This is a genomic window from Streptomyces sp. NPDC092952 (assembly GCF_044754785.1).
Taxonomy (GTDB): domain Bacteria; phylum Actinomycetota; class Actinomycetes; order Streptomycetales; family Streptomycetaceae; genus Streptomyces.
In genome coordinates, this window is record NZ_JBIVPT010000011.1 from 19,763 (window position 1) to 45,268 (window position 25,506).

The following is a 25,506-nucleotide window of genomic DNA, read 5'->3' on the forward strand; positions in this document are numbered from 1 at the left end:
ATTCACCTGTGACCAACACCGAACTCACCACCGCTCCCCTGAGCATCCCCAACCCGGCGACGCCGTACCAGGGGGACATCGCCCGCTACTGGGACGGGGAGGCCCGGCCCGTGAACCTGCGGCTGGGCGCCGTGGACGGCCTGTACCACCACCACTACGGCATCGGTGAGATCGACCACGCCGCGCTCGGCACCCCCGAGGACAGCGAGCGCGAGAAGAAGCTGATCACGGAGCTCCACCGGCTGGAGTCGGCGCAGGCCGACGTCCTCCTGGGGAACCTCGGCGAGATCGGGCGGGACGACACCCTGGTGGACGCCGGCTGCGGCCGCGGCGGTTCGATGGTGATGGCGCACCAGCGTTTCGGGTGCAAGGTCGAAGGTGTCACGCTCTCGGCCAAGCAGGCCGACTTCGCCAACGGCCGCGCGCGTGAACTCGGCCTCCAGGACCACGTCCGCGCCCGGGTCTGCAACATGCTCGACATGCCCTTCGAGACCGGTTCGGCCGCGGCGTCGTGGAACAACGAGTCGAGCATGTACGTCGATCTGCAGGACCTCTTCGCCGAGCACTCCCGCGTGCTCTCGGTCGGCGGCCGCTACGTGACCATCACCGGCTGCTGGAACCCGCGGTACGGCCAGCCCTCGAAGTGGGTCTCGCAGATCAACGCGCACTTCGAGTGCAACATCCACTCGCGCCGGGAGTACCTGCGCGCCATGGCCGACAACCGCCTCGTGCCGCAGGCCGTCATCGACCTCACCCCCGACACGCTTCCCTACTGGGAGCTGCGGGCCACGTCCTCGCTGGTCACGGGCATCGAGGAGGCGTTCATCAACTCGTACCGGGACGGGTCCTTCCAGTACGTCCTCATCGCGGCCGACCGCGTCTGACCTTCCGCGTCTGACCTTCCGCGTCCGACCTTCCGCGGAGCATCGAGGGCCCGCCCCCGGACACCACGCGCGGTGTCCGGGGGCGGGCCCTTCCCCGTGGCCGTGCGGCCGTCACGGGCCACCCGGCCGGAAGGGGCAGGTGAGAGGGAGGATCCGCTCGGAGAGCTGCCCGGTGAGGCCGGTGTCGGTGAGGGCCGCGTCGGTGAGCCAGTCGACGGTGGTCAGCCGGTCGACCAGGGGCCGGAACTCGCCGGGATCCACCGGGACCTGGGCGGTCAGCACGTCGAGGCCGATGCCTTGGCCGTCCCGGCCGAGGCGGCCCGACCCGTCGGTCCGGCTGGCCAGGGTCAGGGCGAACAGCCGGGCCTCGGCGGGCGGCTTGGACTTGCGGAGCTTCTTCTCCGAAATGACCCGCTGGGCCCAGCCGGAGAGCTTGGGCCGCATCTTCCTGCCGAATCCGAACGGCTGCGTCCCGTCCTCCTCGGGGACCAGCGAGGGGACGGTGATGGGAGTGGCGTTCTCCGGCCGGGAGGCGAGGAGGTCGGCGACCGTGCCGGGGAGCTCCAGCCAACCGCAGCCCGTCAGTTGCTCGACCAGCTCCCCCGGGTCGGCCAGGCCCAGCCCGGTGAGGTCCTGGCCGACGAGGTTGCCGGTGCCGGTGTGCGCGGCGCGCAGGGTCAGCATCAGGACCAGCAGGCGCGCTTCCGGTCCGGGCAGCGGGGCGTGACCGGCCACATGGGCGAGGACGGAGCGCGCGTTCTCCCACTGCGCCGGTACGGGCAGCAGCCGGTCCACCGCGGGCCCGCCGCCCGGGGCGCCTCCGGTGCGGTGCTGGTGCTGGAGGCCGGCGGCCGCGGCAGCCTGCTCGGCCCGCTCCGCCTCCAGCCGCAGGCGGATGTCGCCGGTGGCGTCGGCCCAGGCCACGAAGGCCTTCGCCTTACGGCTGTGCAGCTCGGCCAGGAGCGCCAGATCGGGCTCGTCGCGCTCCTGGTAGGAACGGAAGAGGTCGCCCAGCTCGATGAGTTCGTCCCGCAGGGTGAGGGGGCGCAGGTCGTACGGGATGATCCGCTGGGCGATCTTAGGCAGGGGGCGCCGTCGGCGCGGCCGCTTGGGGCGGGGGGCCGGGACCGGGCCCGCGGCGGCGGTCTGCTGGTCGGAGAAGTGCGGGGCTCCGGTGGCCGCGGGCACCGGCCGGCCGCCGGTCCGGGGCGCGGGCGCCTGGCCCACGGTCCTGGCCCCGGGGGTGGCCGCCGCACACCGTGAGCAGCACTCCAGCGCCTGCCACCAGCGCCCCTCCCGGTCGGTGAGGACGGCCAGGACGATCGGCCCGCCGCATCGCCAGGGTTCGGTGCGCACCGGCCGGCCGGTGTCGGGGAGGTGCGCCCGGCACCCGTCGGTCCGGCAGGCGCAGTAGGCCTCGGCGCGGGGGGCGGGGGCGGCGCGCAGATGGGCCTTGAGGTGGGCGACCGCTGCCGCTCGTCCGGCCGCCGCCGTCGGCAGCCGCTGTTCGGCGCAGGCGGGGCGGCTGCACGAGACACGCACCGCCGCACCGCCCCGGTCGGCGGCGTCCAGACGCACCGTCCACCGGCGCCCCGGCACCCGTTCGTCCAGCTCACTCACCACGGCCTGCGTCATCCCGATCTTCCTTCACGTCCCGAACCGCCCGATGCCCGCCACGGTTTCCCACCGTGTCGGGCGGGTTACGCGCAGCGATCCCACCGTATGTGGCACCGGAGTGAATCCCGGCGGGATTAACCCGTTCGGGCTACGGGACGGCTCTTGGGTAAGTAGCGGTGGGCCGGGGCCGCTCGGGGTCCGCTCACTCCTCCTCCGTCAGCTGTGCGTCCAGGTCGTCGAAGAGGAGTTCGCCGTGGTCGATCTGGCCGGTGCGGTAGGCGGAGCGGGCGACCAGGTGGGCGGCGACCGGGCTGGTCATCAGCTGGAAGAAGCCGATCAGGCCGAGGGTGGCGAGGTCCATGCCGCTGCGCAGCCGCAGGGCGACCCCGGCGAGGACCAGGAGCATGCCGAGGGTCTGGGGCTTGGTGGCGGCGTGGCTGCGGGAGAGGACGTCGGGGAGGCGGAGCATGCCGACCACGCCGAGCAGGCAGATCGCCGCGCCGATGAGGACCAGGACCGCGCCCGCCATGTCGGCGGCCTGGTGCCAGGGGTTCATCGCGGCTCCCCCTCGGTGCCGTCCGCCGGGGTGCGGCGCGGGGGGCGGTCGCGTACGGCGATGAAGCGGGCGATGCCGACCGAGCCGGTGAAGCCGAGGAAGGCCAGCACCAGCATGATCGGGAAGTAGAACGAGTCCCGGGCGAACGCGGACTTGGCGCCGAGGCCGGCGATGATCAGGGCGGCGCAGACGTCCAGTGCGAGGGCCCGGTCCAGCATGGAGGGGCCCCGTCCGATGCGGGCGAGGAGCGCCGCCCCGGCGATGAGGATCAGGACGACGGCCGCGGTGAGCAGGGCCCGGTCGATGGTTTCCGGTGTGCTCATGACCGGCTCTCCTTGTCGGGTGGGACCAGTGGGAACGGCCCGGCGACGCGGTCGATCTCGTCGGCGGTGCCGAAGGCGCGTACGGTCAGCCGTTCCAGGCGCCAGACGGAGCGGCGGGCGGCGTCCAGGACGGCGGGCCGGTCCGCGTCCAGGACGTGCAGGAAGAGGGTGGCCGTGGCGCGGCGCACCTCGACGACCGATCCGCCGGGGACGTTGGACACGGCGACGGCGGTGGCCGTGAGCATCAGGTCGGAGCGGCAGCGCAGGGGTACGGCGATGACGGCGGCCCGGTGCGGGTGGTCGACGAAGATCTGCCGGGTGACGCGTACGCCGGAGGTGTACATGTCGTAGAGCAGGTATCCGGCGAGCAGCAGGATGCCCCAGGGGTGCAGGCGGAGGCCGAGGTCGACGCGGGGCAGTGGGAAGGCCAGGCAGACGGCCACGGCGACGACCGCGCCGGTGAGGATGTTGGCCCAGTTCATGCTGGACCACAGGAGCACCCAGATGAAGGTGAGCCAGGCGATCAGGGGGAGGTCGAGGACCCGGCCGTGCTTGCCGAACTCGCAGGCGAAGGGCGGGAGTTCCTTGTCGGTGAAGGAGAACGTGAACCGGCGTCTCATCGGCCGAGCACCGCCTCGACGTAGGGGGCGCGGGCGAGGAGTTCGGCGGCTGCGCGGTCGGTGTACGAGGTCAGGGGTCCGGCGAAGACGGTGAAGGCGAGGCCGAGCGCGACGGTCGCGGCGGTGGCCCAGGTCATCGGTCTGGGCAGCCGGGTCGTGGTGGTGACGGCGTGCCCGTGCAGGGTGGCGGCGACCGCGCGTCCGGCGGGCTGGTGGCGCGGGCGTACGGGTTCGTCGCCGGTGCCGGGGATGCGGTCGGGGCCCGGTTCGTCGGTGTCGGCGTCGTCCTCGTCGGAGTCGGCCTCCAGGAGGGTGCCGTCGGCGGCCTGTCCGGGCGGGGCGGTCCGCCAGAAGGCCAGGTTCCAGACCTTGGCGGTGACGTACAGGGTGAGCAGGCTGGTGACGGCCGAGCCGGCGACCAGGGTCCAGGCCCAGGCGCCGCCGTCGGCGACCCCGGCGCGCATCAGGGCGAGTTTGCCGATGAAGCCGGAGAGCGGCGGGATGCCGGCCAGGTTCATGGCGGGGACGAAGAAGAGGACGGCGAGCAGCGGGGCGGCGCGGGCGAGGCCGCCGATGCGGGTGAGTTCGGTGGTGCCGGAGCGGCGTTCGATCATCCCGGTCACCAGGAAGAGCGTGGTCTGGACGGTGATGTGGTGGGCGACGTAGACGATCGCGCCGCCGTAGGCGTCCCGGGTGGCGAGGCCGATCCCGAAGACCATGTAGCCGATGTGGCTGATGAGGGTGAAGGAGAGCAGCCGCTTCAGGTCGGTCTGGGCGACGGCGCCGAGGATGCCGATGACCATCGAGGCGAGGGCGGCGGCCATCAGCAGGTCGCCGAGGCGGTTGCCGGGGAAGAGCAGGGTCTCGGTGCGCAGCATGCAGTAGACGCCGACCTTGGTGAGGAGTCCGGCGAAGACGGCGGTGACCGGGGCGGGGGCGGTCGGGTAGGAGTCGGGGAGCCAGGCGGCGAGCGGGAAGACCGCGGCCTTGACGGCGAAGACGGTGAGCAGCATCGCCTGGATCAGGGTCTGGACGCCGAGCGGGAGGGCGGCCAGGCGGACCGCTAGCTGGGCGAAGTTGGCGGTGCCGGTCGCCGCGTACGTCATGGCGATGGCGGTGAGGAAGAGCATCGACGAGAACAGCGAGATGATCACGTAGGTGGAGCCGGCGCGGATGCGGGGGCCGGTGCCGCCGAGGGTGAGCAGGACGAAGCTGGCGACCAGCATGATCTCGAAGCCGACGTACAGGTTGACCAGGTCTCCGGCGAGGAAGGTGCAGGAGACTCCGGCGACCAGGATCAGGTAGGCGGGGTGGAAGACCGCGACGGGGGTCTCCTCCTCCCGGTCGGCCATGCCCTGGCCGAGGGAGTAGACCAGTACGCAGAGGGTGACGGCCGAGGAGACGGTGAGCATCAGCCCGGAGAGCCGGTCGGCGACCAGGGTGATGCCGAGCGGCGGGGCGAAGTCGCCGAGGTGGACGGTGAGCGGGCCGTGGCTGTCGGCGGCGATCATCAGGGTGACGGAGAGTCCGAGTACGGCGGTGAGCACGGCGACGCTGACCAGGCGCTGGACCGCTTTGAGCCGGGTGCCGAAGGCGAGGCTGAGGCCGGTGGCGCAGAGCGGCAGCAGCACCGGCAGGGGGACGAGCGCGTTCATCCGGTGGCTCCCGGGTCGGTGTCTTCCGCGGGTGCGGACGGTGGTGCGTAGTCCTCGGGGTCGGCGCCCAGGACGTCGTGCCAGAGGTCGCCGGTGGCGTAGCGGCCGCGGGCCTGGAGGGCGCGGTCGGCGCGCAGGCGGGCGCGCAGGCGTTGGCGTTCGGCGCGGTAGCGGGCGCGTTCCTCGGGGGTGGCGCCGGGGGTGGCGCGGTAGCGCTCGCGGAGTTCGGCGCGTTCGCCCAGTACTTCGGCGCGCAGGATGATGCGGCGGTCCTCCTGGTCGTCGTGGACCTCGTCGGTGCCGGTCAGCTGGCTGCCCCGGTAGGCCATGGCGAGCAGGAAGGCGGTGGTGGCGAGGGTGATGACGATGGCGGTGAGGGCGATCGCCTGCGGGAGCGGGTCGGTGACCCGGCCGAGCGGGACTCCGTAGAGGAGGGGTTCGGCCCCGGCCCGGCCGCCGGCGGCGATGACGAAGAGGTTGATGCCGTTGCCCGCGATCACCGCGCCGAGCAGGATGCGGGTGAGGGGCCGGGTGAGCATGAGGATGCCGCCGACCGCGCAGAGTACCGAGGCGGTGGCCAGGAGGCTGGCGCTGGTGGTCATCCGGGGGCCCCTTCCGTGCCGGGTCCGCCGGGTGGCGGCGGGGCGTTGCCCGCGGCGGCCGCCTGCTCGGCCGCCGCGCGTTCGATCTGGCGGTCGATCTTGGCGCCGAGCGCGCGGACGATGTCCAGCACCACGCCCAGGACCAGGAGGTAGACCCCGAAGTCGAAGAGGATGGGGGTGCCGATGTGGTACGCGCCGATCAGGGGCAGCCGGCCGTGGTGGGTCCAGGCGTGCAGGACCGTTCCGTCGGCGAGGCCGAGCAGGGCGACGCCGGTGGAGACGAAGAGCCCGAGGCCGGTGAAGAGTCCGGGCTGGAGCGGTGCGGCCCGGGCCAGTTCGAAGCGTCCGCCGGCCAGGTAGCGGGTGATCAGGGCGAGTCCGGCGACGAGTCCGGCGACGAAGCCGCCGCCCGGCATGTTCTCGGCGCAGAACAGCAGGTAGAGCGAGAGCACCAGGACCGGGTGGAAGATCAGCCGGGCCACCACCTCGAAGACGACGGAGCGGTGTTCGGGCGCCAGGGTGGATCCGGCGGCGAGCCAGTCGCGTTCCGGGGCCCCTTCGTCGCCGTGCGGGAGTCCGGTCATCCCGGGGGTCGCCAGCGACCAGGCGGTGCGGCCCCCGGGCCTCTCGGGCAGCGGGGCGGGTTCGGTGCGGCGGTGCAGGTAGAGGAGGCTGGTGACGCCGATGGCGGCGGCGGCGAGGACGGCGGACTCGCCCATGGTGTCCCAGGAGCGCAGGTCGACGAGGATGGTGGCGACGACGTCCTTCAGTCCGTGGTGGGCGACCTCCTCCACCATGGCCGCGCCCGCCGGGGACGCCGTACGGGCGGCCGCCGCGACCCACACCACCACGCCGAGCGTCGCCGCGGCGGCCAGGGCCACCGGGATGCGCGCGGCCCGCCGCCAGGGGCTGACCGTCTCCTGGAAGTGCACCGGCATCCGCCGCAGCACCAGCACGAACACGATCATCGACACGGTCTCCATGCAGAACTGGGTGAGCGCCAGGTCCGGGCCGCCCTGGACGACGAAGAGCAGCGCCGCTCCGTAGCCGGTCAGCCCGGCCAGGACCACGGCCTTCATCCGGCGGTGCACGGTGAGGCACATCAGGGCGGCGGCGCAGGTCAGTACGGCGACGGCGCCCTGGAGCGGGACGTCCCAGAGCCGGGGGGCGAGGGCCTGTCGCCAGGGCTGGTCCACGCCGAGGACGGTGAGCTGGCCGGCCAGCATCACCAGCAGGGTGGTGGCGAGGTAGACGGAGAGCGAGCCGCGCTGGACGAACCCGGTGAGCTGGAGGGAGAACCGTTCCAGCCCGAGCAGGAGGTGGCCGAAGACGTTGTCTGCGGTCGGCCAGGCGATGCGCCGGGAGAGCCGGGTGACGGTGGTGCGGCCCAGGAAGAGCAGCACACCGGCCGCGAGGGCGACGGCGGAGAGCAGCAGCGCGGTCTCGAATCCGTGCCAGAGCGCGAGGTGGTACGGGTGGGCCACCGGCCCGAAGGCGGCTGCGTAGGCGGCGAACAGCGGGTCGAGCCATCCGACGCCCGGCCCGAACACCAGCCCGCAGAGGGCGAGCAGGGCGGGCGGTGCGAGGAAGGCCGGGCCGACCCGGTGGACCGGGGTGTCGTCGACCCCGGGCTTGCGGGCGAAGGCGCCCCAGACGAACCGGATGGTGTACGCGACGGTCAGCGCCGAGCCCGCGACGGTGAAGCCGAGCGCCCACCGGTCCGCGGTCGTGCCCTCCAGCAGGGCGGTGAAGGCGGCCTCCTTGGCCGCGAAGCCGAGCAGCGGGGGCAGTGCGGCCATGGAGGCGGCGGCGAGCACCGCGACCACGCAGACGTGCGGCAGGGACCGGCCGACGCCGGAGAGCCGGCGCAGGTCGCGGGTGCCCGCCGCGTGGTCGACGATGCCGGTGACGAGGAAGAGCGGGGCCTTGAACAGCGCGTGACCCAGGATCATGGCGGCGGCGGCCAGCGCGGTGTCGCGGTCGCCGGCTCCGGCGAGCAGGGTGAGGAAGCCGAGCTGGCTGACGGTGCCGTAGGCGAGGACGAGCTTGAGGTCGTGCAGGCGCAGTGCCCGCCAGCCGCCGAGCAGCATGGTCGCGGCGCCGAGTACGAGCACGACGGGCCGCCAGACGGGCACGTCCGCGAAGCCGGGGGCGAGCCGGGCGACCAGGTAGACCCCGGCCTTCACCATCGCGGCGGCGTGCAGATAGGCGCTGACGGGGGTGGGCGCGGCCATCGCGTTGGGCAGCCAGAGGCTGAACGGCCAGATCGCCGACTTCGACAGGGCCCCGCACAGGATCAGCACCAACGCGACGGAGACGGTCCAGGTCGCCGCGGGCGGGTGGGCGAGGATCGCGGAGATGCGGTACGTGCCCGTCGCCCGACCGATCATCAGGAAGCCGACGAGCATCGCGAGGCCGCCGAGGGTGGTGACGGTGAGGGCCTGGAGCGCGGAGCGGCGGCTGTGCTTGCGCTCGCTGTCGTAGCCGATCAGCAGGTAGGAGAAGACCGTGGTCAGCTCCCAGAACACATAGAGCGAGATCAGGTCGTCGGCGAGGACCAGCGCGAGCATGGCGCCCGCGAACGCCAGCAGGTTTCCGGCGAATCCGGCCAGTCGCGGGGTGGTGTCGGTGAAGTAGGAGGCGCAGTAGAGCAGGACGAGCGTGCCGACTCCGGCCGCGAGGAGCACCATCAGCTCGCCGAGGGCGTCGAGCCGCAGCACGACGGTGACGTCGTACGCGGGCATCCAGGGCCAGGACCAGGTGACCGAGGAGCCGGAGACCGCGGTGTCCCACTGGGTGGCCGCCCACACGGTGGTCGCGGCGGGCGGCAGCGCGAGGACGACGAAGGCGCGTCTGCCCAGCGCCCGTACCAGCGGGTGCGCGAAGCCGGCCAGGACGAAGTGGCAGACGATGAGCGCGGTCATACGGCCCCGAAGGGCGTTCCGCGCCGGTCCGGGGCGCAGGACCTGAGCCGGAGTGATACAGAGCGGACGAAGAGCACCGAATAGAGATATATCCCTCGCCGTGCTCCATCCGTACGGCACGCCGCGTCCGCCGGGACCTACTGGATTCGGTCACAGCCGGAACCTGGCCCGCGTCCGGCCCCCGCCCGTTCCGTACGGGTCCGGCACCGGCTCCGCGGTCTGTACGCCCAGGATGTGACGAGGACGTACATGACCGGTGATGCACTGGTGAGCCCGGATTCTTTTCATTTTTTCACTGTGACTAAAATCTATCTGTCGAAGTTCTCAACGGATTTGACCAGTCCTGAGGCTGGCATCATCAAGGAGCACGCCCTGCGCACGCGCGCCTCACGGCGGACCGAGTCGACTCCCATGTCGCTGCGGACAGCCCTGCTCGTTCTGGCCATCGTTCCCGGTGTCGCCCTGGCCGCCCTCTGGGCCGTGACCAGTGGCCAGACCCTGCTGGACTTCCAACGCATGGCGGCCCAGGGACAGTTGGCGCAGAAGGCCGGCCAGCCGTCCAACATCGTGTACTACAACCTCCAGCAGGAGCGCCGGCTCAGCGCCGAGGCGCTCGCCCGGCACAAGGGCGTCACCGAGGAACTGCGCCAACAGCGCACCAAGACCGACGAGGCCGTCAAGAGCTTCCAGTCGCTCTCCGACGTGGCCACCGACGACGCGCCCGGCGAGGTCCGCGACGCGGTCACCAAGGCCCGGGAGGCCATCAACCAGCTGCCCGCCCAGCGCGCCCTCGTCGACGACGGCGGCAGCGAGCAGCAGAAGGCCGTGTACCGCTACTACACGGACCTGATCTCGGTGGACCTCGAACTCTTCGCGGCACTCAGCCACGTCGACAACGGCCGGATCACCACCATCTCGCAGCCGCTGGTCGACCTGTTCTGGACCAAGGAGATGATCTCCCGTTCGGACGCCCTGCTGGCGCGCGGCTGGCCCGCGGGGAAGCTGAGCACCTCGGACCTGAAGCAGGTCCGCGAGGCGGTCTCCGGCCAGGAACTGCGGTACTCCACCAGGGTCGTTCCACTGCTGTCCGAGGACGAGCGGGCCATGTGGCAGACGATCGTCCGCGGCGAGGCGTGGAAGACCAAGACCCGGCTGGAGGACCAGATCCTGCGTCCGGCCGAGGCCGACTCGGACGGGTTCGTCACGCTCGGCGCCAAGGAGAAGACCTGGCGCACGGCGATGGACGATCTCGACCCGCAGATCGAGAAGCTGCTGGAGAAGCGCACCGCCTCCGTGGTCGACGAGGGTCTGGGCAGCACGATGTCGCTGCTGTTCAGGATGGTGCTGACCACGGTCGTCGGCCTGATCGCGGTCATCGCGGTCATCTGGACCACCTGGCGTCTCACCCGTAACCTCCGTCGCCGGATCAGCGGTCTCCAGGAACGCGCCGAGGCCCTGGAGAAGTCCCTGCCGGACGTCGTCGAACGGCTCGCCCAGGGCGAGCGGATCGACGTCGAGGCCGAGGCCGGCGCCATCGAGAACGACGCCGAGGGCGGCGGCGACGAGCTGACCCGGCTCGGCGACGCGCTCAACCTGGCACGCACCAGCGCCCTGGCGGCCGCCGTCAAACAGGCCGACCAGCACCGCGGCTTCGAGCGGCTGCTCCAGCGGATCGCCCGCCGCACCCAGCAGTTGATCGGCCAGCAGCTGAAGAAGCTGGACGAGCTGGAGCGCAGGCACGAGGACCCCGAGCTGCTCGACGGACTCTTCGACCTCGACCACCTCACCGCCCGCCTGCGGCGGTACGAGGAGAACCTGGTGATCCTCGCCGGCGGCTCCCCGCACCGGCGCTGGCGCAAGCCGGTCCCGCTGCTGGACGTGATGCGGTCCGCCCAGGGCGAGGTGCAGGACTACCGGCGGGTGGTGCTGGACCTGGACGGCAGCCCCTGGCTGTCCGAGCGGGCCGTCGGCCCCGTCTCCCACGTGCTCGCCGAGCTGATCGAGAACGCGCTCAGCTTCTCCCGGCCGCCCGCCCCGGTGGAGGTCCGGGCCGCCAAGGTGAGCCGCGGCCTGGCCATCGAGGTCGAGGACCGGGGCCTGGGGATGGACGAGGCGCAGCTGGCCGCGGCCAACGAGCTGATGACCAGCCCGCCGCGGATGGACGTGCTCGCCCACTCCGACGACATCCGTCTCGGCCTGTACGTGATCGCGCGCCTCGCGGACCAGCACGGTCTGCGGGTGGAGTTCCGCTCCTCGGCGTACGGCGGTACCCGCGTGGTGCTGCTCGTCCCGGACGAGCTGACCGTGCCCGAGCCGCGGACCGGCCCGGTCGGCGTCCCGGACCCGGCGCCCGCCCCGGCCGCGCCCGCCGCGCAGCAGGCCCCGCCCGTCCCCGCCGCCACCGGCCCCGGGGAGGCGCTGCCCACCCGCGTACAGGGCCGGGCCCTCGCCGGGGTCACCGCGCTGAACGCGGCCGGTGCCCCGTACGCCACCGGTGGACTCCCCCACCCGGCACCGGAGCAGGACCCCCTGCCCTACCAGGCCCCCGCCGAGCCGTACCCGGCCCAGGAGCAGCCGTACCCGGCGCCCGGGCAACAGCCCGACGGAACGTTCGGCGCGCCCGAGACCCCGTACGGGACCGGCGAGACCCCGTACGGGACCGGCGAGCAGCCGTACATGACGGCCGCCGGGCAGTACCCCGTGGGCGGTCCGCCGTACCCCGGCCAGGAGGCGTACCCGGGCCAGGAGGCGTACGGGCAGCCCCCGGCCGCGTACGCGGACCCGGTGTCCCAGCCGGTCCCCGCCCCGCTGCCGGTGTCCGAGCCCGACCATCCCGCGCCCCCGGACCCGGGCGCGGTCCTCGCCCACGACTCCGGCCACGGTGCCGGGCAGCCCACCGCCCCCGGCTCGGAGCCCCCGCTGCCGCGCCGGGTCCGGCAGGCCAGCCTGGCCGACGAACTGCGGCTCGACCCGCTGGCCGCCCGGCCCGCAGCCCCGCAGCCGCCGAGCCGTCCGGAGCACCCGACCCCCCGCACGGAGCCCCGCCGGGCCGGTGCCGCGATCGGGGCGTTCCAGCGCCGGTCCCGGGCCGCACGCGCGAGCGACGAAGCACCGGCACGGCCCGCACCGCCCTCCATCCCCCTGCCCACGAGAGAAGAACGGCCATGACACGCACTACCGCCACCCACCAGGACCTCGACTGGCTGCTCGACGGCCTGGTGGACTCGGTGGCCGAGACCCGGAACGCCGTCCTGCTGTCCGACGACGGGCTCGTGGTGAGCCATTCGCGGACCATCAGCCGCCCCGACGCGGAGCGGCTGGCCGCCATCTGCACCGGCCAGCAGAGCCTGGCCCGAGGGGTCGGCCAGCTCTTCGACGGCGGCGGCGTGCACCAGGTGATCGTCGAGCTGAACGAGCTCTGGCTCTTCATCATCGCGGCCGCCCAGGGCACCCACCTCGCCGTGATCGCCTCGCAGGAGGTGGACGCCGAGATCATGTCGCTCGCCATGCACAACCTCGTCCAGCAGGTCGGCCAGAAGCTGACCACGCCGGTCCGCGGCGAGTTCGACGCCTTCGGCACCGGGGACGGGCAGCGCGCGTGACCCCGCACTGGGAGGACGAGCCCGAGGAGGACGCGGCGGGCACGATGGTGCGTCCGTACACCATCACCCGGGGCCGGACCGCTCCCGAGCGGGACGACTTCAGCCTGATCACGGTGGTGACGACCGCGCAGGACCCCCGCGACGAGCACGGCGCGCCGGTCCGGCCCGGACGGCTCCAGCCGGAGCACCGGATGATCCTGGAGCGCTGCCGCGCCTCGGCGGCGGTCGCCGAGGTCGCCTCCGACCTCGGCCTCCCGGTGTCGGTGACCAAGATCCTGCTGGCCGACCTCGTCGCCCAGGGCCTGCTGCTGGCCCGCGCCCCGCTCTCGGTGGCGCGGGTGGCGGGCGGGGCCAACATGGGCATGCTCGCCGCCGTTCGTGACGGACTCCGGAGACTCTGAACCAACATGACAAGCAGTCAGGCGGCACCCGCCGCCGTAAAGATCCTCATCGCCGGCGGCTTCGGCGTCGGCAAGACCACCATGGTGGGCGCGGTCAGCGAGGTCGCTCCGCTGCGCACCGAGGAGTACCTGACCAAGGCCAGTGTCGGTGTCGACGACCTGGCCGGGGTCGGCCAGAAGGACACCACCACCGTGGCGCTGGACTTCGGCCGCATCACGGTCAGCCCCGAGCTGGTGGTCTACCTGTTCGGCACCCCGGGGCAGGAACGTTTCTGGTTCATGTGGAACGACCTGGTCAACGGGGCGCTCGGCGGTGTGGTGATCGCCGACACCCGCAGGCTGGAGACGAGCTTCGCCTCGATCGACTTCTACGAGAGCCGCAACATCCCCTTCGTCGTGGCGATCAACTGCTTCCACGGCCACAACACCCGTACCCCGGACGAGATCAGGGCCGCCCTCGACCTCGACCCGCACGTACCGCTGCTCGTCGGCGACGTCCGCGAGCGGCCCTTCGGCCGGGACGTCCTGCTGGCCCTGGTGGACCACCTGATGAGCCTGCCCGCGGCGGCCGGCTGACCGCCGGCCGCCCCGCCCCTTTCGCACCCTTTCCCGTTCTGGAGACTTCTGAGATGGCAACACCCCTGCGTGTCCTGATTCACGGCGGCGGCATCGGCGGGCTCACCCTCGCCACCGCACTGGCCCGGCGCGGTCACACCGTCGAGGTCGCCGAGCTCCGTGACGAGGTGGACGCGCTCGGCGTCGGCATCATCCAGCCGTCCAACGCCCTGCATGTGATGCGGGAGATCGGGGTCCTCGACGACTGCCTGGAAGCGGGGTTCGAGTGGGAGGTGCTGACCATCGCCGACCCGGCGGGCAACACCCTCGCCGAGATACCCCAGCCCCGGATGGGCGACGCCCCCTCCAACAACGGCATCCCGCGCCCCGCCCTCGCCCGGGTGCTGAACTCCGCCGCCACCGCCGCGGGCGCGAAGATCCGCTTCGGCACCACGATCACCGGGCTCGCCGACGACGGCTCGGGCGTGGACGTCACCCTGTCCGACGGCTCCACCGGCCGCTGGGACCTGGTGGCCGGCTTCGACGGGATCGGCTCCCCGCTGCGCACCCGGCTCTACGGCGACCGGTACACCCCCGAGTACACCGGCTTCGCCAACTGGCGGGTGACGGTGCCCCGTCAGCCGCAGGTGCGCGGTGTGGTGATGGGCACCGCGGGCCAGGCCGCCAAGGCGCTCCTCACCCCGATCACCGAGGAACTGATGTACCTGGGCGCGGTGTTCGCCGAGGCCGAGGATTTCCGGCCGGATCCGGAGCGGGCGCACGAGCAGCTCGCGGAGCGGCTGCCGATGTTCTCCGGCCCGGTCGCCGAGGCGCTGGCCACCGTCACCGACCCGGCCTCGGTGGTGTACTCGCGGATCTCCCAGGTGACCGTCGAGGAGCCGTGGCACGTCGGGCGGGTCGTCCTCGCCGGTGACGCCGCGCACGCCTCGACCCCGCATCTCGCGCAGGGAGCGGCGATGGCCGTGGAGGACGCGCTGGTGCTGGCCGAGTCGCTGGACGCCGAGGACGGTGTGGACGCGGCGCTCGACGCGTGGGAGGACCGCCGCCGCCCCCGGGCGATGTGGGTGCAGGCCCTGTCCCGTGCGGTGCTGAAGCAGGAGACCGGCAGCGCGACGACCCCGGAGGAGGACGAGCTGCTGAAGGTCGGCGTCCCGGGCGCCGCCCATGCGCTGGTCAAGCCGTACTGACCGGTCGCGGCACCGGCGGACCGTGCGGGCCCGGGAGGATGCTCCCCGGCCCGCACGGCGCGTTTCACGGCAGTACGGCCACCCCGTCGATCTCCACCAGGGCCTGCTCGTCCCAGAGCCGGCTGATCCCGACGACCGCCATCGCCGGATAGTCGCGACCGGCCAACTGCCGCCAGGTGCGGCCCAGTTCGACGGCGTGCTTGCGGTAGTCGGCGACGTCGGTGGCGTACACCGTGACGCGGGCGAGGTCGGTCGGGGCGCCGCCCGCCGCGCGGAGCGCGGTCAGCAGGTTGGCGAGCGCCGTGGCGAACTGGTCGGTGAGGCAGTCGCCCACGATCTTTCCGCGCTCGTCGAGGGCGGTCTGCCCGGCCAGGAAGACCAGTTGGCTCCCGGTGACGGTGACGGCGTGCGAGAACCCCGTGGGCGGGGCGAGGTCGACGGGGTTGATCCGGTGTACCGGACTCATGCGGAAGCCTCCCGGCTCGCGTACAGCTCTTTGGCGATGATGGTGCGCTGGACCTCGCTGGCGCCCTCGTAGATCCGTGGCGCGCGGACCTCCCGGTAGAGGTGCTCCAGGAGGTGGCCGCGGCGCAGGGCGCGGGCGCCGTGCAGTTGGACGGCGGTGTCGACGACGTACTGGGCGGTCTCGGTCGCGTACAGCTTGGCCATGGCCGCCCGGCCCGGCACTCCGGGCTCCCCCGCGTCGTACGCGGCGGCCGCCGCGTAGACCAGGAGCCGGGCCGCCTCGGTCCGGGTGGCCATCTCGGCGACCTGGTGGGAGACGGCCTGGAGGTCCTTGAGGACCCCGCCGAACGCGGTACGGGCGGCGGTGTGCTCCACCGCGGCGTCGAGCGCGGCGCGGGCCATGCCCACGGCGAAGGCGCCGACGCTGGGGCGGAAGAGGTTGAGGGTCTCCATGGCCACCCGGAAGCCCCGGTCCGGCACGCCGAGCACATCGTCCGCGGTGACCGGGACGCCGTCGAACTCCAGGGCCCCGATGGGGTGCGGCGAGAGCATGTCGAGGGCGGTGCCGGTCAGCCCCGGGCGGTCGGCGGGGACCAGGAAGGCGGTGATGCCCCGGGAGCCCGTGCCGGGGGCGGTGCGCGCGAAGACGGTGTAGAAATCGGCCTCCGGCGCGTTGGAGATCCAGCACTTCTCGCCGGTCAGCCGCCATCCCCGGCCGTCGGACCCGGCCTCGGGGGCGGCCGTCAGGGCGAGGGCCGCCGCGTCCGAGCCCGCGCCCGGCTCGCTGAGCGCGAAGGCGGCGACGGCTCGGCCCGCCCGCACCTCGGGGAGCCAGCGGGCGCGGTGGGCGGGGGTGCCGGAGCGGACCAGCGGGTGGGTGCCGAGGCCCTGGAGGGCCAGCGTCGTCTCGGCCTCCGTGCAGCCGCGGGCCAGGGACTCGCGGAGCAGGCAGAGATCGAGGGCCCCGGAGTCCAGCATCCGGTCGAGGAGGCCCGCCTCGCCGAGCGCGGCGATCAGCGGGCGGTTGACATGTCCAGGGGTTCCCTGTTCGGCGAGCGGGCGCAGGTGCCGCTCCGCCAGGCTTCTCAGCTCCTCGCACCAGGCGGTCTGCGCCGGTTCGAGCGAGAATGCCGTCATACCAGCACCCCTCTTGTTCTGTTCTGTCGGTTTCCCGTACCCGTTCTTCGCATCCGCGCTCCGGCCTGTCGTCCCGTCCGTTCCGTGCTCGTCTGCCCAGTCGTACGATTTCCAGTCCACTCGCCCTATCGCGGACCGTTGACTACCGTCATCCGAACGATACGCTCCAGAGGCGACAAGGGGGCGATCCGTCATGGACCCGAAGACCTCAGCGCACCTCGACACCTTCGCCAGGGAGCATCTGCCGCCCCGGGACGAGTGGCCGGATCTCCTCTTCGACCTGCCCGCCCTGCGCTACCCGGACCGCCTCAACTGCGCCGTGGAGCTGCTGGACCGGACGGCGGAACGGTTCGGCCCGGACCGCCCGGCCCTCCGCGCCGGGGACGGCGCGGTCTGGAGCTACCGGGAGCTGCGCGAGCGGGTCGACCGGATCGCCCATGTCCTCACCGCCGACCTGGGCGTCGTGCCCGGCAACCGCGTCCTGCTGCGCGGCCCCACCGGCCCCCGGCTGGCCGCCTGCTGGCTCGCGGTGCTGAAGGCCGGTGCCATCGCCGTCACGGTGCTGGACCGGCAGCGGCCCGGCGAACTGTCCACCATCTGCTCACTGGCCCGGATCGGCCACGCGCTCTGCGACGCCCGCTCGGTCGACGACCTGCTGAGGGCCCAGGTCCCCGGGCTGCGGACCACGGTGTACGGGGGCGGCGCCCCGGACGACCTGCTGCGGCTGGCCGAGGCCCACCCGGGCCCGTACCGGGCGGTGGACACCGCGGCCGACGACGTCGCGCTGATCGCCTTCACCTCGGGCACCACCGGACGGCCCAAGGGCTGCGTGCACTTCCACCGGGACCTGCTGGCCATCGCCGACACCTTCTCGGCCCAGGTGCTGCGCCCCACCCCCGACGACGTGTTCGCGGGCAGTCCGCCGCTCGGCTTCACCTTCGGGCTGGGCGGCCTGCTGGTCTTCCCGCTGCGGGCCGGTGCCAGCGCGCTCCTGCTCGAACAGGCCGGTCCCGCCCAGCTGCTGCCCGCGCTCGCCGCGCACCGGGTCTCGGTGCTGTTCACCGCGCCGACCGCCTACCGGGTGATGCTCGACCGGCTCGACGGCCACGACCTGAGCGCGCTGCGCCGGTGCGTCTCGGCCGGCGAGAACCTCCCCGAGGCCACCTGGCGGGCCTGGTACGGGCGGACGGGGCTGCGGATCATCAACGGCATCGGCGCCACCGAGCTGCTGCACATCTTCATCTCGGCGGCCGACGACGCGATCCGCCCCGGCACCACCGGCCTTCCGGTGCCCGGCTGGCAGGCCAGGGTGCAGGACCGGGAGGGCCGCCCGCTGCCGGACGGGGAGCCGGGGCTCCTCGCCGTGCGCGGCCCGGTCGGCTGCCGCTACCTCGCCGACCCGCGCCAGCGGGAGTACGTCGCGAACGGCTGGAACCTGACCGGTGACACGTATGTACGCGACCCGGACGGCTACTTCCGCTACGTGGCCCGCGCCGACGACATGATCATCTCCTCCGGGTACAACATCGCGGGCCCGGAGGTCGAGGAGGCCCTGCTGCACCATCCGGCGGTGGCGGAGGCGGCGGTGGTGGGCCGGCCGGACGGGCTGCGCGGCCAGATCGTGGCGGCGTACGTGGTGGTGCGCGGGGGCGCGGCGGTGACCGCCGACGAGCTGCGCGCGTACCTGAAGGAGGTGCTGGCGCCGTACAAGTGCCCGCGCGTGGTCGAGTTCCGGGACGCGCTCCCCCGTACCGCCACCGGCAAGCTCCAGCGCTTCCGGCTGCGGGAGGGCTGACATCCGGGTGGAGGGCTCGCCGGGGGCGCGGCAGGATGAGGCATGACCTGGACCTTCACCGCCGACGTCGGCGCCTTCCTCGACGCGGCCGGCTCCTCGCTGGCCGCCCGGCCCGTCGAGAACACCCTGATCCTGACCATCACCGACACCCTGCGCCGGCACGGCCCGCACGCCTACGGGGCCGGTGTCCCGCTGCTGGGCTGGTGGCGCGGGGCGGACGGCGAGGTGGCGGGGACGCTGGTCGGGACGCCGCCGCATCCGCCCGTGCTGGGGGCCGTCGCCCCGGAGGCGGTGGCCCCGCTGGCCGCCGCGCTCCCGCTGACCCGGCTCAGCGCGGACCGGGCGACGGCCGAGGCGCTCGCCGCCTCCTGGCCCGGCCACCGGATCGAGGAGGAGCAGCGGCTCTACCGGCTGGGCACGCTGGTGGAGCCCTCCCCCGCCCCGACCGGCCGGGCCCGGAAGGCCGCACCGGCCGACCGGGAGCTGCTGGTGGGCTGGCACTTCGCCTTCGCCCAGGAGGCCGGTACGGCGATCGACCACGCCGAGCGGCTGGTGGACGAGCGGACGGCCTCGGGCGCGCTGACGGTCTGGGAGGACGACGGGGTCCCGGTGTCGATGGCCGGGGTCTCCCCGCTGCTCGCGGGCACCGTCCGGGTGTCTTCGGTCTACACCCCGCCGGAGCACCGCGGGCTGGGGTACGCGGCGGCGGTGACCGCGGAGGTGAGCGGGGCGGCCGTGGCGGCGGGGGCGCGGGAGGTGCTGCTCTTCACCGACCTCACGAACCCCACCAGCAACGGGGTGTACCGCCGGATCGGGTACCGCCCGGTCGCGGACCGGCTGCTGATCGGCGTGGCGGAGCCCTGAGCGGGGCGGGGCCGGAGCCGGTCAGTCGAGGGTGAGCCGGGGTTTCGGGGCGTCGGTGCGGCCGGTCGGCGGGGTGCGGCTGCCCGCCCGGTACGGGGCCGGCCAGGGCGCGCCCGGTCCGGTGTAGCCCTGCTCGGCCGCCGCGTGCAGCGTCCACTGCGGGTCGTAGAGGTGCGGGCGGGCCAGGGCGCAGAGGTCGGCCCGGCCCGCGAGCAGCAGGGAGTTGACGTCGTCCCAGGAGGAGATCGCGCCGACCGCGACGACGGGCACGCACAGGGTGTTCCGTATCCGGTCGGCGTACGGCGTCTGGTAGGAGCGGCCGAACTCGGGGCGCTCCTCGGGCACCACCTGGCCGGTGGAGACGTCGATGGCGTCGGCCCCGTGGGCGACGAAGGCACGGGAGATCTCCACGGCGTCGTCGGCGGTGGTGCCGCCACCGACCCAGTCGGTGGCGGAGATCCGGACGGTCATGGGGCGGTCGTCGGGCCATACGGCGCGGACCGCGTCGAAGACTTCGAGGGGGAAGCGGAGCCGGTCCGGCAGGGAGCCGCCGTAGGCGTCGGTGCGGTGGTTGGTGAGCGGCGAGAGGAAGCCGGAGAGCAGATAGCCGTGGGCGCAGTGGAGTTCGAGCAGGTCGAAGCCGCACGCGCCGGCACGGCGGGCCGCGGCGACGAACTGCTCGCGCACGGTGTCGAGCCCCGCCCGGTCCAGGGCGTGCGGGACCTGGTTGACCCCGGCGGCGTACGGGATCGGGGAGGCGGCGACGAGCGGCCAGTTGCCGTCCGGGAGGGGCTGGTCGATGCCCTCCCACATGAGCCGGGTGGAGCCCTTGCGCCCGGAGTGGCCGAGCTGGACGCCGATGGCGGTGCCGGGGGCGTCGGCGTGGACGAAGTCCGTGATCCGGGTCCAGGCGGCGGCCTGCTCATCGGTGTAGAGGCCGGTGCAGCCGGGGGTGATGCGGCCCTCGGCGCTGACGCACACCATCTCCGTCATGACGAGCCCGGCGCCGCCGAGCGCGCGGGCGCCCAGGTGGACGAGGTGGAAGTCGCCGGGGACGCCGTCCTCGGCCCGGTACATGTCCATGGGGGAGACGACGACGCGGTTGCGGAGTTCGAGGCCGCGCAGCCGCAGCGGGGTGAACATCGGCGGGACGCCCGGGGGGCAGCCGAACTCCTCCTCTACGGCGGCGGTGAAGGCGGGGTCGCGCAGCCGCAGGTTGTCGTGGGTGACGCGGCGGCTGCGGGTGAGGAGGTTGAAGGCGAACTGGCGGGGCGGCTGGTCGACGTAGGTGCCCAGCTCCTCGAACCAGCGCAGGCTGGCGGCGGCGGCCCGCTGGGTGGATTCGACGACCGGCCGGCGCTCGGCCTCGTAGGCGGTCAGCGCGCTCGGCAGGTCGGGGTGTTCCTCGACGCAGGCGGCCAGCGCGAGGGCGTCCTCGACGGCGAGCTTGGTGCCGGAGCCGATGGAGAAGTGCGCGGTGTGGGCGGCGTCGCCGATGAGGACGGTGTTGCCGTGGGACCAGTGGTCGTTGACGACGGTGCGGAAGGTGAGCCAGGCGGAGTTGTTGGAGCGCAGTTTCCGGCCGCCGAGTGCCCGGTGGAAGATCTCGGCGCAGCTCAGCGTGGAGTGCTCGACCGCGCGGCTGTCGAATCCGGCGGCCCGCCAGACCTCCTCGCGCATCTCGACGATGACGGTGGAGGCGTCGGCGGCGAAGGGGTAGGCGTGCAGCTGCATCACCCCGTACGGGGTCTCGGCGATCTCGAAGCGGAAGGCGTCGAGGGCGAAGTCGGCGGCGAGCCAGATGTAGCGGCAGCGGTGGCCGGTGATCCGGGGGCCGAAGGCTTCGGCGTGGGCGGTACGGGTCCGGCTGTGCACCCCGTCGGCGGCGATCACCAGATCGTGGCCGGCGGCCAGCTCGGCGGCGGGCGGCGCCCCGGTGGAGAAGCGGAGGCGGACGCCGAGCGAGGCGCAGCGCTCCCGCAGGACGCCCAGCAGCCGGCGCCGGCCGAGCGCGGCGAAGCCGTGGCCGCCGGAGGTGTGGGTGACGCCCCGGTGGACGATGTCGATGTCGTCCCACCGGACGAACTCCTCGCCGAGGGCCCGGTAGACGACGGGGTCGACGTGCTCGATGCCGCCGAGGGTCTCGTCGGAGAGGACGACGCCGAAGCCGAAGGTCTCCTCGGGGGCGTTGCGTTCCCAGACGGTGATCTCGCGGTCCGGGTCGAGCCGTTTGAGCAGGGCGGCGGCGTAGAGCCCGCCGGGTCCGCCGCCGATGACCGCGACGCGCCGTACGGAGGGCCGGGCGGGCATCGCTAGCGGCCCTGCCACTTGGGGGGCCGCTTCTCGGTGAAGGCGGCGTGGAACTCGGCGTAGTCCTCGCCGTGCATCAGCAGGGCCTGGGTGGCGGCGTCCAGCTCGACGGCGGCGGCGAGCGGGAGGTCGAGCTCGGCGGTGAGGAGGGCCTTGGTCTGGGCGAGGGCGAGGGCCGGTCCGTCGGCCAGGCGGCGGGCGAGCGCGGCGGCGTGCTCGTCGGCGCTCCCCTCGTCGACCAGCTCGCTGATCAGCCCGATCCGCTCGGCCTCGGGGGCGCGGACGGGCTCGCCGAGCATCAGCAGCCGGGTGGCGTGGCCGAGGCCGACGACCCTGGGCAGCAGATAGGCGGCGCCCATGTCGCCGCCGGAGAGGCCGACCCTGGTGAAGAGGAAGGCGAAGCGGGCGGTGGGGTCGGCGACCCGGAAGTCGGCGGCCAGCGCGAGCACCGCTCCCGCGCCGGCGGCCACCCCGTGCACGGCGGCGACGACCGGGAAGGGCGCTTCCCTGAGGGCCCGTACGACCTGGCCGGTCATCCGGTTGAAGTCCAGCAGCTGGGCGGTGTCCATGGCGAGGGTGGCGCCGATGATCTCGTCGACGTCGCCGCCGGAGCAGAACCCGCGGCCCTCCCCCGCGAGCACCAGGGCGCGCACGGCGCGTTCGCGGGACAGTTCGGCGAGCAGGTCGCGCAGGTCGGCGTAGGCGCCGAAGGTGAGCGCGTTGAGCTTCTCGGGTCTGGCGAGGGTGACGGTCGCGACCCCGTCCTCCCTGGTCAGCCGGAGATGGCGCCAGTTGTCCGTGCGCGGCGCGGAGCTGGGAAACGGGCTCATCGAGGGGGCTCCCCTTCGGCCGTCGGGCTGCTGCCTGGAGCCGAATTTATCACCCGTACGTGACTCCCGTCATGAGTGCGCGATAGGGCTGCGCGGGGAAAAAAGAGTGTCCAACGTCCCTTTCATACCGGTCGGCAGTCCCTTGTCTCTCTCGTTGCGGTTCGTAAGGTTGAAAACAGGAAGTACCGAACTCCACACAGGCCCCGCACCCCCTGGGACCCGGTCCAGGAACGGAAACCATGCCGTGCTCCCCGACGCCTCCGACGCCCTTCCCCCCGCCTCCTGGCGGATCACGCTGCCGCACTCGACGGCGGCCGTCCCGATCGCCCGTGCCCTGATCCGTACCGCGCTCGCGGACATCGACGCGCCGGCCGACACCGACACGGCCGAGCTCCTCACCGCGGAGCTGGTGGCCAACGCGGTCGAGCACACCCGGAGCGGTGAGCCGATCGAGCTGGTGGTGGAGCTCCTGCCCACCGGCTGCCAGGTCGAGGTGCACGACCGCTCCCCCGCCCCGCCGGGCGGCCTCGACTTCCCGCACCCCGGCGGCGAGCCGGACCCCTGGCAGGAGCACGGCCGGGGGCTGCTGCTGATCCGGGCACTCAGCTCCTCCTGCGGCCACCGCCCCACGGAGCACGGCAAGGCGGTCTGGTTCACGCTCCCGCCGCGCGCGCCTCAGGGGGGCGTCTGACACACGCCCGCGACGTCGCGGGGTCCATACCGGCCGGGTACGGGACCGACCGCCCCGGGCCCTGTCGCGAGGGGGGACCCCGCAGGGCGCCCACGCCTCGGCACGCGCCCGCCCCCTCGCCTCACCCGTCGAAGTGGAACCACCGGAATCCGTGTTCGCGCAGCGGCGTCAGGGTCCCGCGATGGAGCGCGCCGAAGCTCACGACCGACTCGCTCTCGTCGCCGCCGACCGTCGCGAGCAGTCCCGGGGCCACGAAGAACCTCTCCGCCTCGTAGGCCGGCAGGAACGGACCCAGCGGGACGGGGCGCAGCATGTTCCACAGCGCGTCGAGGCGCTTGGTCGGCATGCAGTAGGTCCGCGCCTGGTACGGGGCGGCGCTCTGGGCCTCGAAGAGGGTGAACTGCAGAAGGAAACGGCTCAGCGGCTCCTCTTCGAGGATGGTCTCCGGGGCCGTGCCGCGGGGGTCCTCGGTGTGCCATACGCGAGGATCCGCTCCGTCCGGTCCCCCGGGTGGCCACGGGATGGACCAGTCCATGGAGGCCCCGTTCCACACGGCGAACACCAGGCGGTCGCCGAGCGGTCCGGAGGTGCGCTCGGGCCGCCTCAGTACCGGGTCGTGGAAGCGGTGGAGCGCCGGGCGGAGACGGGCCAGGCGGTGGAAGGCGGCCAACGCCTCCGGCAGGCCGCCCGGCTCGCCCGCCGCACCCCGGCCCCCGGCCGGCTCCGTCTCCTCGGCCGGCTCCGTCTCCTCGGCGGGGAACCAGCCGAGGACGAACGACTCCAGGGCCCGGACCGGATCCGTCGCCACGAGGTCGGCCCACTCCACCCCGGGGACCGGCCCGACGGCGTCCGGTACCGCCCGGCCCAGGGGCGGAGGCGTCTGCGTCATGCGGTGACCCTATCCGGGGCACGGGCCGGGCCGGACGGCTGCCGCAACGACGGCCGACGGGGCACGCCCCGACCGGGGATCGCGTCTCGGTTACGCCTTCTCGGCCAGCCGGGAGCGGGAGCGGCCGTAGCAGGCGTACACCGCCGAGCCGACGAGGAGGAAGACCCCGAACTGGAGCCAGGTCGCCCAGCCGGTCCCGTACATCAGGTAGAGGCAGAAGACGATGCCCAGGAGGGGGCCCAGCGGGTGGAGGGGCGCCCGGAAGGGGCCCCGGACGTCCGGGTTGCGGCGGCGGAGCACGATCACCGCCGCGTTCACCGCGACCATGGTGGCCAGCGCGCCGATGGTGGTCAGGTTCACCACCATGCCGAGGGAGGAGAAGGCCGCCGGGACCGCGAAGACCACGGCCACGATCCAGGTGTTGGCGACCGGGGTCGCGGTGCGCGGCGAGACCCGTTCGAAGATCCGGGGGATCAGCCCGTCCCGGGACATCGACATCAGGATGCGGGTCTGCCCGTACATCACCGCGAGGACGACGGAGGCGATGGCGACGACCGCGCCGAACGCGACGATCCCGCCGCCGGCGGAGGAGCCGGTGACCCGGTCGACGACGATCGACAGCGCCGCGGGCCGGTCGGCGACCTCCTCGGGGCCCAGCGCGCCGATCGCGCCGAGCGCGACCGCGCAGTAGAGCAGGGTGACCAGGCCGATGCAGATCATGATCGCGAGCGGGATGTTCCGCCGGGGGTCGCGGACCTCCTCGCCCGCGGTGGTGATGGCGTCGAAGCCGATGTACGAGAAGAAGGCCAGCGAGGCCCCGGCGGTGATCCCGCCCGCGCCCTCGGCGAAGAACGGCGTGAGGTTGTCGTGCTCGAAGGCGGTGAAGGCGACGGCGCAGAAGGCGACCAGGATGGTGATCTTCAGGATCGCCATCGCGGCGGTGGCCCCGGCGCTCTCCCGGACGCCGCGCACCAGCAGGGTGGCGGCCATCATCACCACCAGCACCGCGGGCAGGTTGACCACCCCGCCGTCGCCGGGCCCGGCCGAGAGCGCCTCGGGGAGCCGGACCCCGACCAGGCTGTCCAGCAGTTCGTTGACGTACTGGCTCCAGCCGACGGCGACCGCGGAGACCGAGACGCCGTACTCCAGCAGGAGGCACCAGCCGACGAGGAACGCGACGCGCTCGCCGAGGGTGGCGTAGGCGAAGGAGTAGGAGCTGCCGGAGACCGGGATGGCGCTGCCGAGCTCGGCGAAGGAGAACGCGGTGAAGACGCAGGTGACCGCCGCGAGCACGAAGGAGAGGACGACGGCGGGGCCCGCCTGGGCGACGCTGTCGGAGAGGCCGACGAAGATCCCGGTCCCGACGACGGCGCCGATGCCGAAGCAGACCAGCTGGAAGAGGCCCATGGTGCGCTTGAGGCCATGCCCCTCCAGGTCCGCGCCGGATTCGGCGATCAGCTGGTGGGGGCTCTTGATGCGCGGCCCGGACGGGCGCAGCGGACTCACGGGGACGGGCTCTTCTCTGGTGGTGCGCGGAAAGAGAACGGGGTTCGGGCCTGCGGGCCCGAACCCCATCGA

At 73.3% G+C, this 25,506-nt stretch carries 22 protein-coding genes; 9 read left to right on the plus strand and 13 right to left on the minus strand.

Annotated features, from left to right (window positions below; translation table 11 throughout):
- Window positions 1-8 precede the first annotated feature (8 nt).
- Window positions 9-884, plus strand: coding sequence for a geranyl diphosphate 2-C-methyltransferase (locus ACIQGQ_RS24425; RefSeq protein WP_366289442.1), 876 nt, complete (start codon window positions 9-11; stop codon window positions 882-884).
- 111 nt (window positions 885-995) lie between these two features.
- On the opposite strand, the gene ACIQGQ_RS24430 is transcribed toward ACIQGQ_RS24425, so the two are convergent.
- From ACIQGQ_RS24430 to ACIQGQ_RS24460, 7 genes are all read right to left on the minus strand, one after another.
- A complete protein-coding gene (locus tag ACIQGQ_RS24430) occupies window positions 996-2,519 on the minus strand; it encodes a hypothetical protein (RefSeq protein WP_402398845.1) in 1,524 nt (507 codons plus the stop codon).
- A gap of 184 nt (window positions 2,520-2,703) precedes the next feature.
- Complete coding sequence (mnhG, locus tag ACIQGQ_RS24435) at window positions 2,704-3,057, minus strand: monovalent cation/H(+) antiporter subunit G (RefSeq protein ID WP_402398846.1); 354 nt, start codon at window positions 3,055-3,057, stop codon at window positions 2,704-2,706.
- Entirely contained in the window at window positions 3,054-3,380 is a 327-nt protein-coding gene (locus ACIQGQ_RS24440; RefSeq protein WP_402398848.1) for a monovalent cation/H+ antiporter complex subunit F, read from the minus strand. The genes mnhG and ACIQGQ_RS24440 overlap by 4 nt, the downstream gene beginning before the upstream one ends.
- Window positions 3,377-4,000 (minus strand): Na+/H+ antiporter subunit E, encoded by a 624-nt coding sequence (locus ACIQGQ_RS24445; RefSeq protein ID WP_402398850.1) that lies wholly within the window; start codon window positions 3,998-4,000, stop codon window positions 3,377-3,379. The genes ACIQGQ_RS24440 and ACIQGQ_RS24445 overlap by 4 nt, the downstream gene beginning before the upstream one ends.
- The gene (locus ACIQGQ_RS24450) at window positions 3,997-5,655 is read right to left on the minus strand and encodes a Na+/H+ antiporter subunit D (protein WP_402398852.1); all 1,659 of its coding nucleotides are present in this window, start codon (window positions 5,653-5,655) and stop codon (window positions 3,997-3,999) included. The genes ACIQGQ_RS24445 and ACIQGQ_RS24450 overlap by 4 nt, the downstream gene beginning before the upstream one ends.
- Window positions 5,652-6,257: a Na(+)/H(+) antiporter subunit C gene (locus tag ACIQGQ_RS24455; protein ID WP_402398854.1), complete on the minus strand. Its 606-nt coding sequence runs from the start codon at window positions 6,255-6,257 to the stop codon at window positions 5,652-5,654. The genes ACIQGQ_RS24450 and ACIQGQ_RS24455 overlap by 4 nt, the downstream gene beginning before the upstream one ends.
- A complete protein-coding gene (locus tag ACIQGQ_RS24460; RefSeq protein ID WP_402398856.1) occupies window positions 6,254-9,181 on the minus strand; it encodes a Na+/H+ antiporter subunit A in 2,928 nt (975 codons plus the stop codon). Before ACIQGQ_RS24460 ends, ACIQGQ_RS24455 begins: the two co-directional genes overlap by 4 nt.
- A 411-nt stretch (window positions 9,182-9,592) precedes the next feature.
- Here ACIQGQ_RS24460 and ACIQGQ_RS24465 point away from each other — a divergent pair, with 411 nt between their 5' ends.
- Genes ACIQGQ_RS24465 through ACIQGQ_RS24485 form a run of 5 tightly spaced genes read left to right on the plus strand, consistent with a single transcriptional unit; the run spans window position 9,593 to window position 14,947 of the window.
- Entirely contained in the window at window positions 9,593-12,349 is a 2,757-nt protein-coding gene (locus tag ACIQGQ_RS24465) for a nitrate- and nitrite sensing domain-containing protein (protein ID WP_402398858.1), read from the plus strand.
- Window positions 12,346-12,783, plus strand: coding sequence for a roadblock/LC7 domain-containing protein (locus ACIQGQ_RS24470; RefSeq protein ID WP_352273120.1), 438 nt, complete (start codon window positions 12,346-12,348; stop codon window positions 12,781-12,783). Before ACIQGQ_RS24465 ends, ACIQGQ_RS24470 begins: the two co-directional genes overlap by 4 nt.
- Window positions 12,780-13,184, plus strand: coding sequence for a DUF742 domain-containing protein (locus ACIQGQ_RS24475; protein WP_385205781.1), 405 nt, complete (start codon window positions 12,780-12,782; stop codon window positions 13,182-13,184). The genes ACIQGQ_RS24470 and ACIQGQ_RS24475 overlap by 4 nt, the downstream gene beginning before the upstream one ends.
- A gap of 6 nt (window positions 13,185-13,190) precedes the next feature.
- On the plus strand, window positions 13,191-13,760 hold the full coding sequence (locus ACIQGQ_RS24480) for a GTP-binding protein (protein WP_402398860.1): 570 nt from the start codon (window positions 13,191-13,193) through the stop codon (window positions 13,758-13,760).
- Between the two features lie 53 nt (window positions 13,761-13,813).
- Window positions 13,814-14,947 (plus strand): FAD-dependent monooxygenase, encoded by a 1,134-nt coding sequence (locus ACIQGQ_RS24485; RefSeq protein WP_402398861.1) that lies wholly within the window; start codon window positions 13,814-13,816, stop codon window positions 14,945-14,947.
- A gap of 64 nt (window positions 14,948-15,011) precedes the next feature.
- Here ACIQGQ_RS24485 and ACIQGQ_RS24490 read toward each other — a convergent pair whose 3' ends face one another.
- Window positions 15,012-15,413: a RidA family protein gene (locus ACIQGQ_RS24490; RefSeq protein ID WP_402398862.1), complete on the minus strand. Its 402-nt coding sequence runs from the start codon at window positions 15,411-15,413 to the stop codon at window positions 15,012-15,014.
- Window positions 15,410-16,549 carry an acyl-CoA dehydrogenase family protein gene (locus ACIQGQ_RS24495; RefSeq protein ID WP_402398864.1) on the minus strand — a complete coding sequence of 380 codons (1,140 nt, stop codon included), beginning with the start codon at window positions 16,547-16,549 and terminating at the stop codon, window positions 15,410-15,412. The genes ACIQGQ_RS24490 and ACIQGQ_RS24495 overlap by 4 nt, the downstream gene beginning before the upstream one ends.
- A 193-nt stretch (window positions 16,550-16,742) precedes the next feature.
- Between ACIQGQ_RS24495 and ACIQGQ_RS24500 the strand changes: the two genes are divergently transcribed.
- Together ACIQGQ_RS24500 and ACIQGQ_RS24505 are read left to right on the plus strand one after the other, a co-directional pair.
- The gene (locus tag ACIQGQ_RS24500; RefSeq protein WP_402398865.1) at window positions 16,743-18,344 is read left to right on the plus strand and encodes an AMP-binding protein; all 1,602 of its coding nucleotides are present in this window, start codon (window positions 16,743-16,745) and stop codon (window positions 18,342-18,344) included.
- Between the two features lie 42 nt (window positions 18,345-18,386).
- Window positions 18,387-19,208, plus strand: coding sequence for a GNAT family N-acetyltransferase (locus ACIQGQ_RS24505; protein WP_402398866.1), 822 nt, complete (start codon window positions 18,387-18,389; stop codon window positions 19,206-19,208).
- A gap of 21 nt (window positions 19,209-19,229) precedes the next feature.
- On the opposite strand, the gene ACIQGQ_RS24510 is transcribed toward ACIQGQ_RS24505, so the two are convergent.
- Together ACIQGQ_RS24510 and ACIQGQ_RS24515 are read right to left on the minus strand one after the other, a co-directional pair.
- Entirely contained in the window at window positions 19,230-21,518 is a 2,289-nt protein-coding gene (locus ACIQGQ_RS24510; protein WP_402399173.1) for a bifunctional salicylyl-CoA 5-hydroxylase/oxidoreductase, read from the minus strand.
- A 2-nt stretch (window positions 21,519-21,520) separates the two neighbouring features.
- Window positions 21,521-22,348 (minus strand): enoyl-CoA hydratase family protein, encoded by an 828-nt coding sequence (locus ACIQGQ_RS24515; protein ID WP_402398868.1) that lies wholly within the window; start codon window positions 22,346-22,348, stop codon window positions 21,521-21,523.
- 244 nt (window positions 22,349-22,592) lie between these two features.
- On the opposite strand from ACIQGQ_RS24515, the gene ACIQGQ_RS24520 reads away from it, so the two are divergent.
- Complete coding sequence (locus ACIQGQ_RS24520) at window positions 22,593-23,039, plus strand: ATP-binding protein (protein WP_402398870.1); 447 nt, start codon at window positions 22,593-22,595, stop codon at window positions 23,037-23,039.
- Window positions 23,040-23,160: 121 nt separating this feature from the next.
- Here ACIQGQ_RS24520 and ACIQGQ_RS24525 read toward each other — a convergent pair whose 3' ends face one another.
- Together ACIQGQ_RS24525 and ACIQGQ_RS24530 are read right to left on the minus strand one after the other, a co-directional pair.
- Window positions 23,161-23,928 carry a hypothetical protein gene (locus tag ACIQGQ_RS24525; protein ID WP_402398871.1) on the minus strand — a complete coding sequence of 256 codons (768 nt, stop codon included), beginning with the start codon at window positions 23,926-23,928 and terminating at the stop codon, window positions 23,161-23,163.
- 90 nt (window positions 23,929-24,018) lie between these two features.
- Window positions 24,019-25,434, minus strand: a complete 1,416-nt coding sequence (locus ACIQGQ_RS24530; protein ID WP_402398873.1) for an amino acid permease — start codon at window positions 25,432-25,434, stop codon at window positions 24,019-24,021.
- Between the last annotated feature and the right edge of the window lie 72 nt (window positions 25,435-25,506).

Bases quoted from the DNA above. Each gene is read 5' to 3' on its own strand.
- ACIQGQ_RS24430 (WP_402398845.1), bottom strand. From the start codon at position 2,519: ATGACGCAGGCCGTGGTGAGTGAGCTGGACGAACGGGTGCCGGGGCGC.
- ACIQGQ_RS24465 (WP_402398858.1), top strand. From the start codon at position 9,593: ATGTCGCTGCGGACAGCCCTGCTCGTTCTGGCCATCGTTCCCGGTGTC.
- mnhG (WP_402398846.1), bottom strand. From the start codon at position 3,057: ATGAACCCCTGGCACCAGGCCGCCGACATGGCGGGCGCGGTCCTGGTC.
- ACIQGQ_RS24525 (WP_402398871.1), bottom strand. From the start codon at position 23,928: ATGACGCAGACGCCTCCGCCCCTGGGCCGGGCGGTACCGGACGCCGTC.
- ACIQGQ_RS24445 (WP_402398850.1), bottom strand. From the start codon at position 4,000: ATGAGACGCCGGTTCACGTTCTCCTTCACCGACAAGGAACTCCCGCCC.
- ACIQGQ_RS24505 (WP_402398866.1), top strand. From the start codon at position 18,387: ATGACCTGGACCTTCACCGCCGACGTCGGCGCCTTCCTCGACGCGGCC.
- ACIQGQ_RS24515 (WP_402398868.1), bottom strand. From the start codon at position 22,348: ATGAGCCCGTTTCCCAGCTCCGCGCCGCGCACGGACAACTGGCGCCAT.
- ACIQGQ_RS24500 (WP_402398865.1), top strand. From the start codon at position 16,743: ATGGACCCGAAGACCTCAGCGCACCTCGACACCTTCGCCAGGGAGCAT.
- ACIQGQ_RS24470 (WP_352273120.1), top strand. From the start codon at position 12,346: ATGACACGCACTACCGCCACCCACCAGGACCTCGACTGGCTGCTCGAC.
- ACIQGQ_RS24485 (WP_402398861.1), top strand. From the start codon at position 13,814: ATGGCAACACCCCTGCGTGTCCTGATTCACGGCGGCGGCATCGGCGGG.
- ACIQGQ_RS24510 (WP_402399173.1), bottom strand. From the start codon at position 21,518: ATGCCCGCCCGGCCCTCCGTACGGCGCGTCGCGGTCATCGGCGGCGGA.
- ACIQGQ_RS24490 (WP_402398862.1), bottom strand. From the start codon at position 15,413: ATGAGTCCGGTACACCGGATCAACCCCGTCGACCTCGCCCCGCCCACG.
- ACIQGQ_RS24495 (WP_402398864.1), bottom strand. From the start codon at position 16,549: ATGACGGCATTCTCGCTCGAACCGGCGCAGACCGCCTGGTGCGAGGAG.
- ACIQGQ_RS24460 (WP_402398856.1), bottom strand. From the start codon at position 9,181: ATGACCGCGCTCATCGTCTGCCACTTCGTCCTGGCCGGCTTCGCGCAC.
- ACIQGQ_RS24455 (WP_402398854.1), bottom strand. From the start codon at position 6,257: ATGACCACCAGCGCCAGCCTCCTGGCCACCGCCTCGGTACTCTGCGCG.
- ACIQGQ_RS24440 (WP_402398848.1), bottom strand. From the start codon at position 3,380: ATGAGCACACCGGAAACCATCGACCGGGCCCTGCTCACCGCGGCCGTC.
- ACIQGQ_RS24450 (WP_402398852.1), bottom strand. From the start codon at position 5,655: ATGAACGCGCTCGTCCCCCTGCCGGTGCTGCTGCCGCTCTGCGCCACC.
- ACIQGQ_RS24480 (WP_402398860.1), top strand. From the start codon at position 13,191: ATGACAAGCAGTCAGGCGGCACCCGCCGCCGTAAAGATCCTCATCGCC.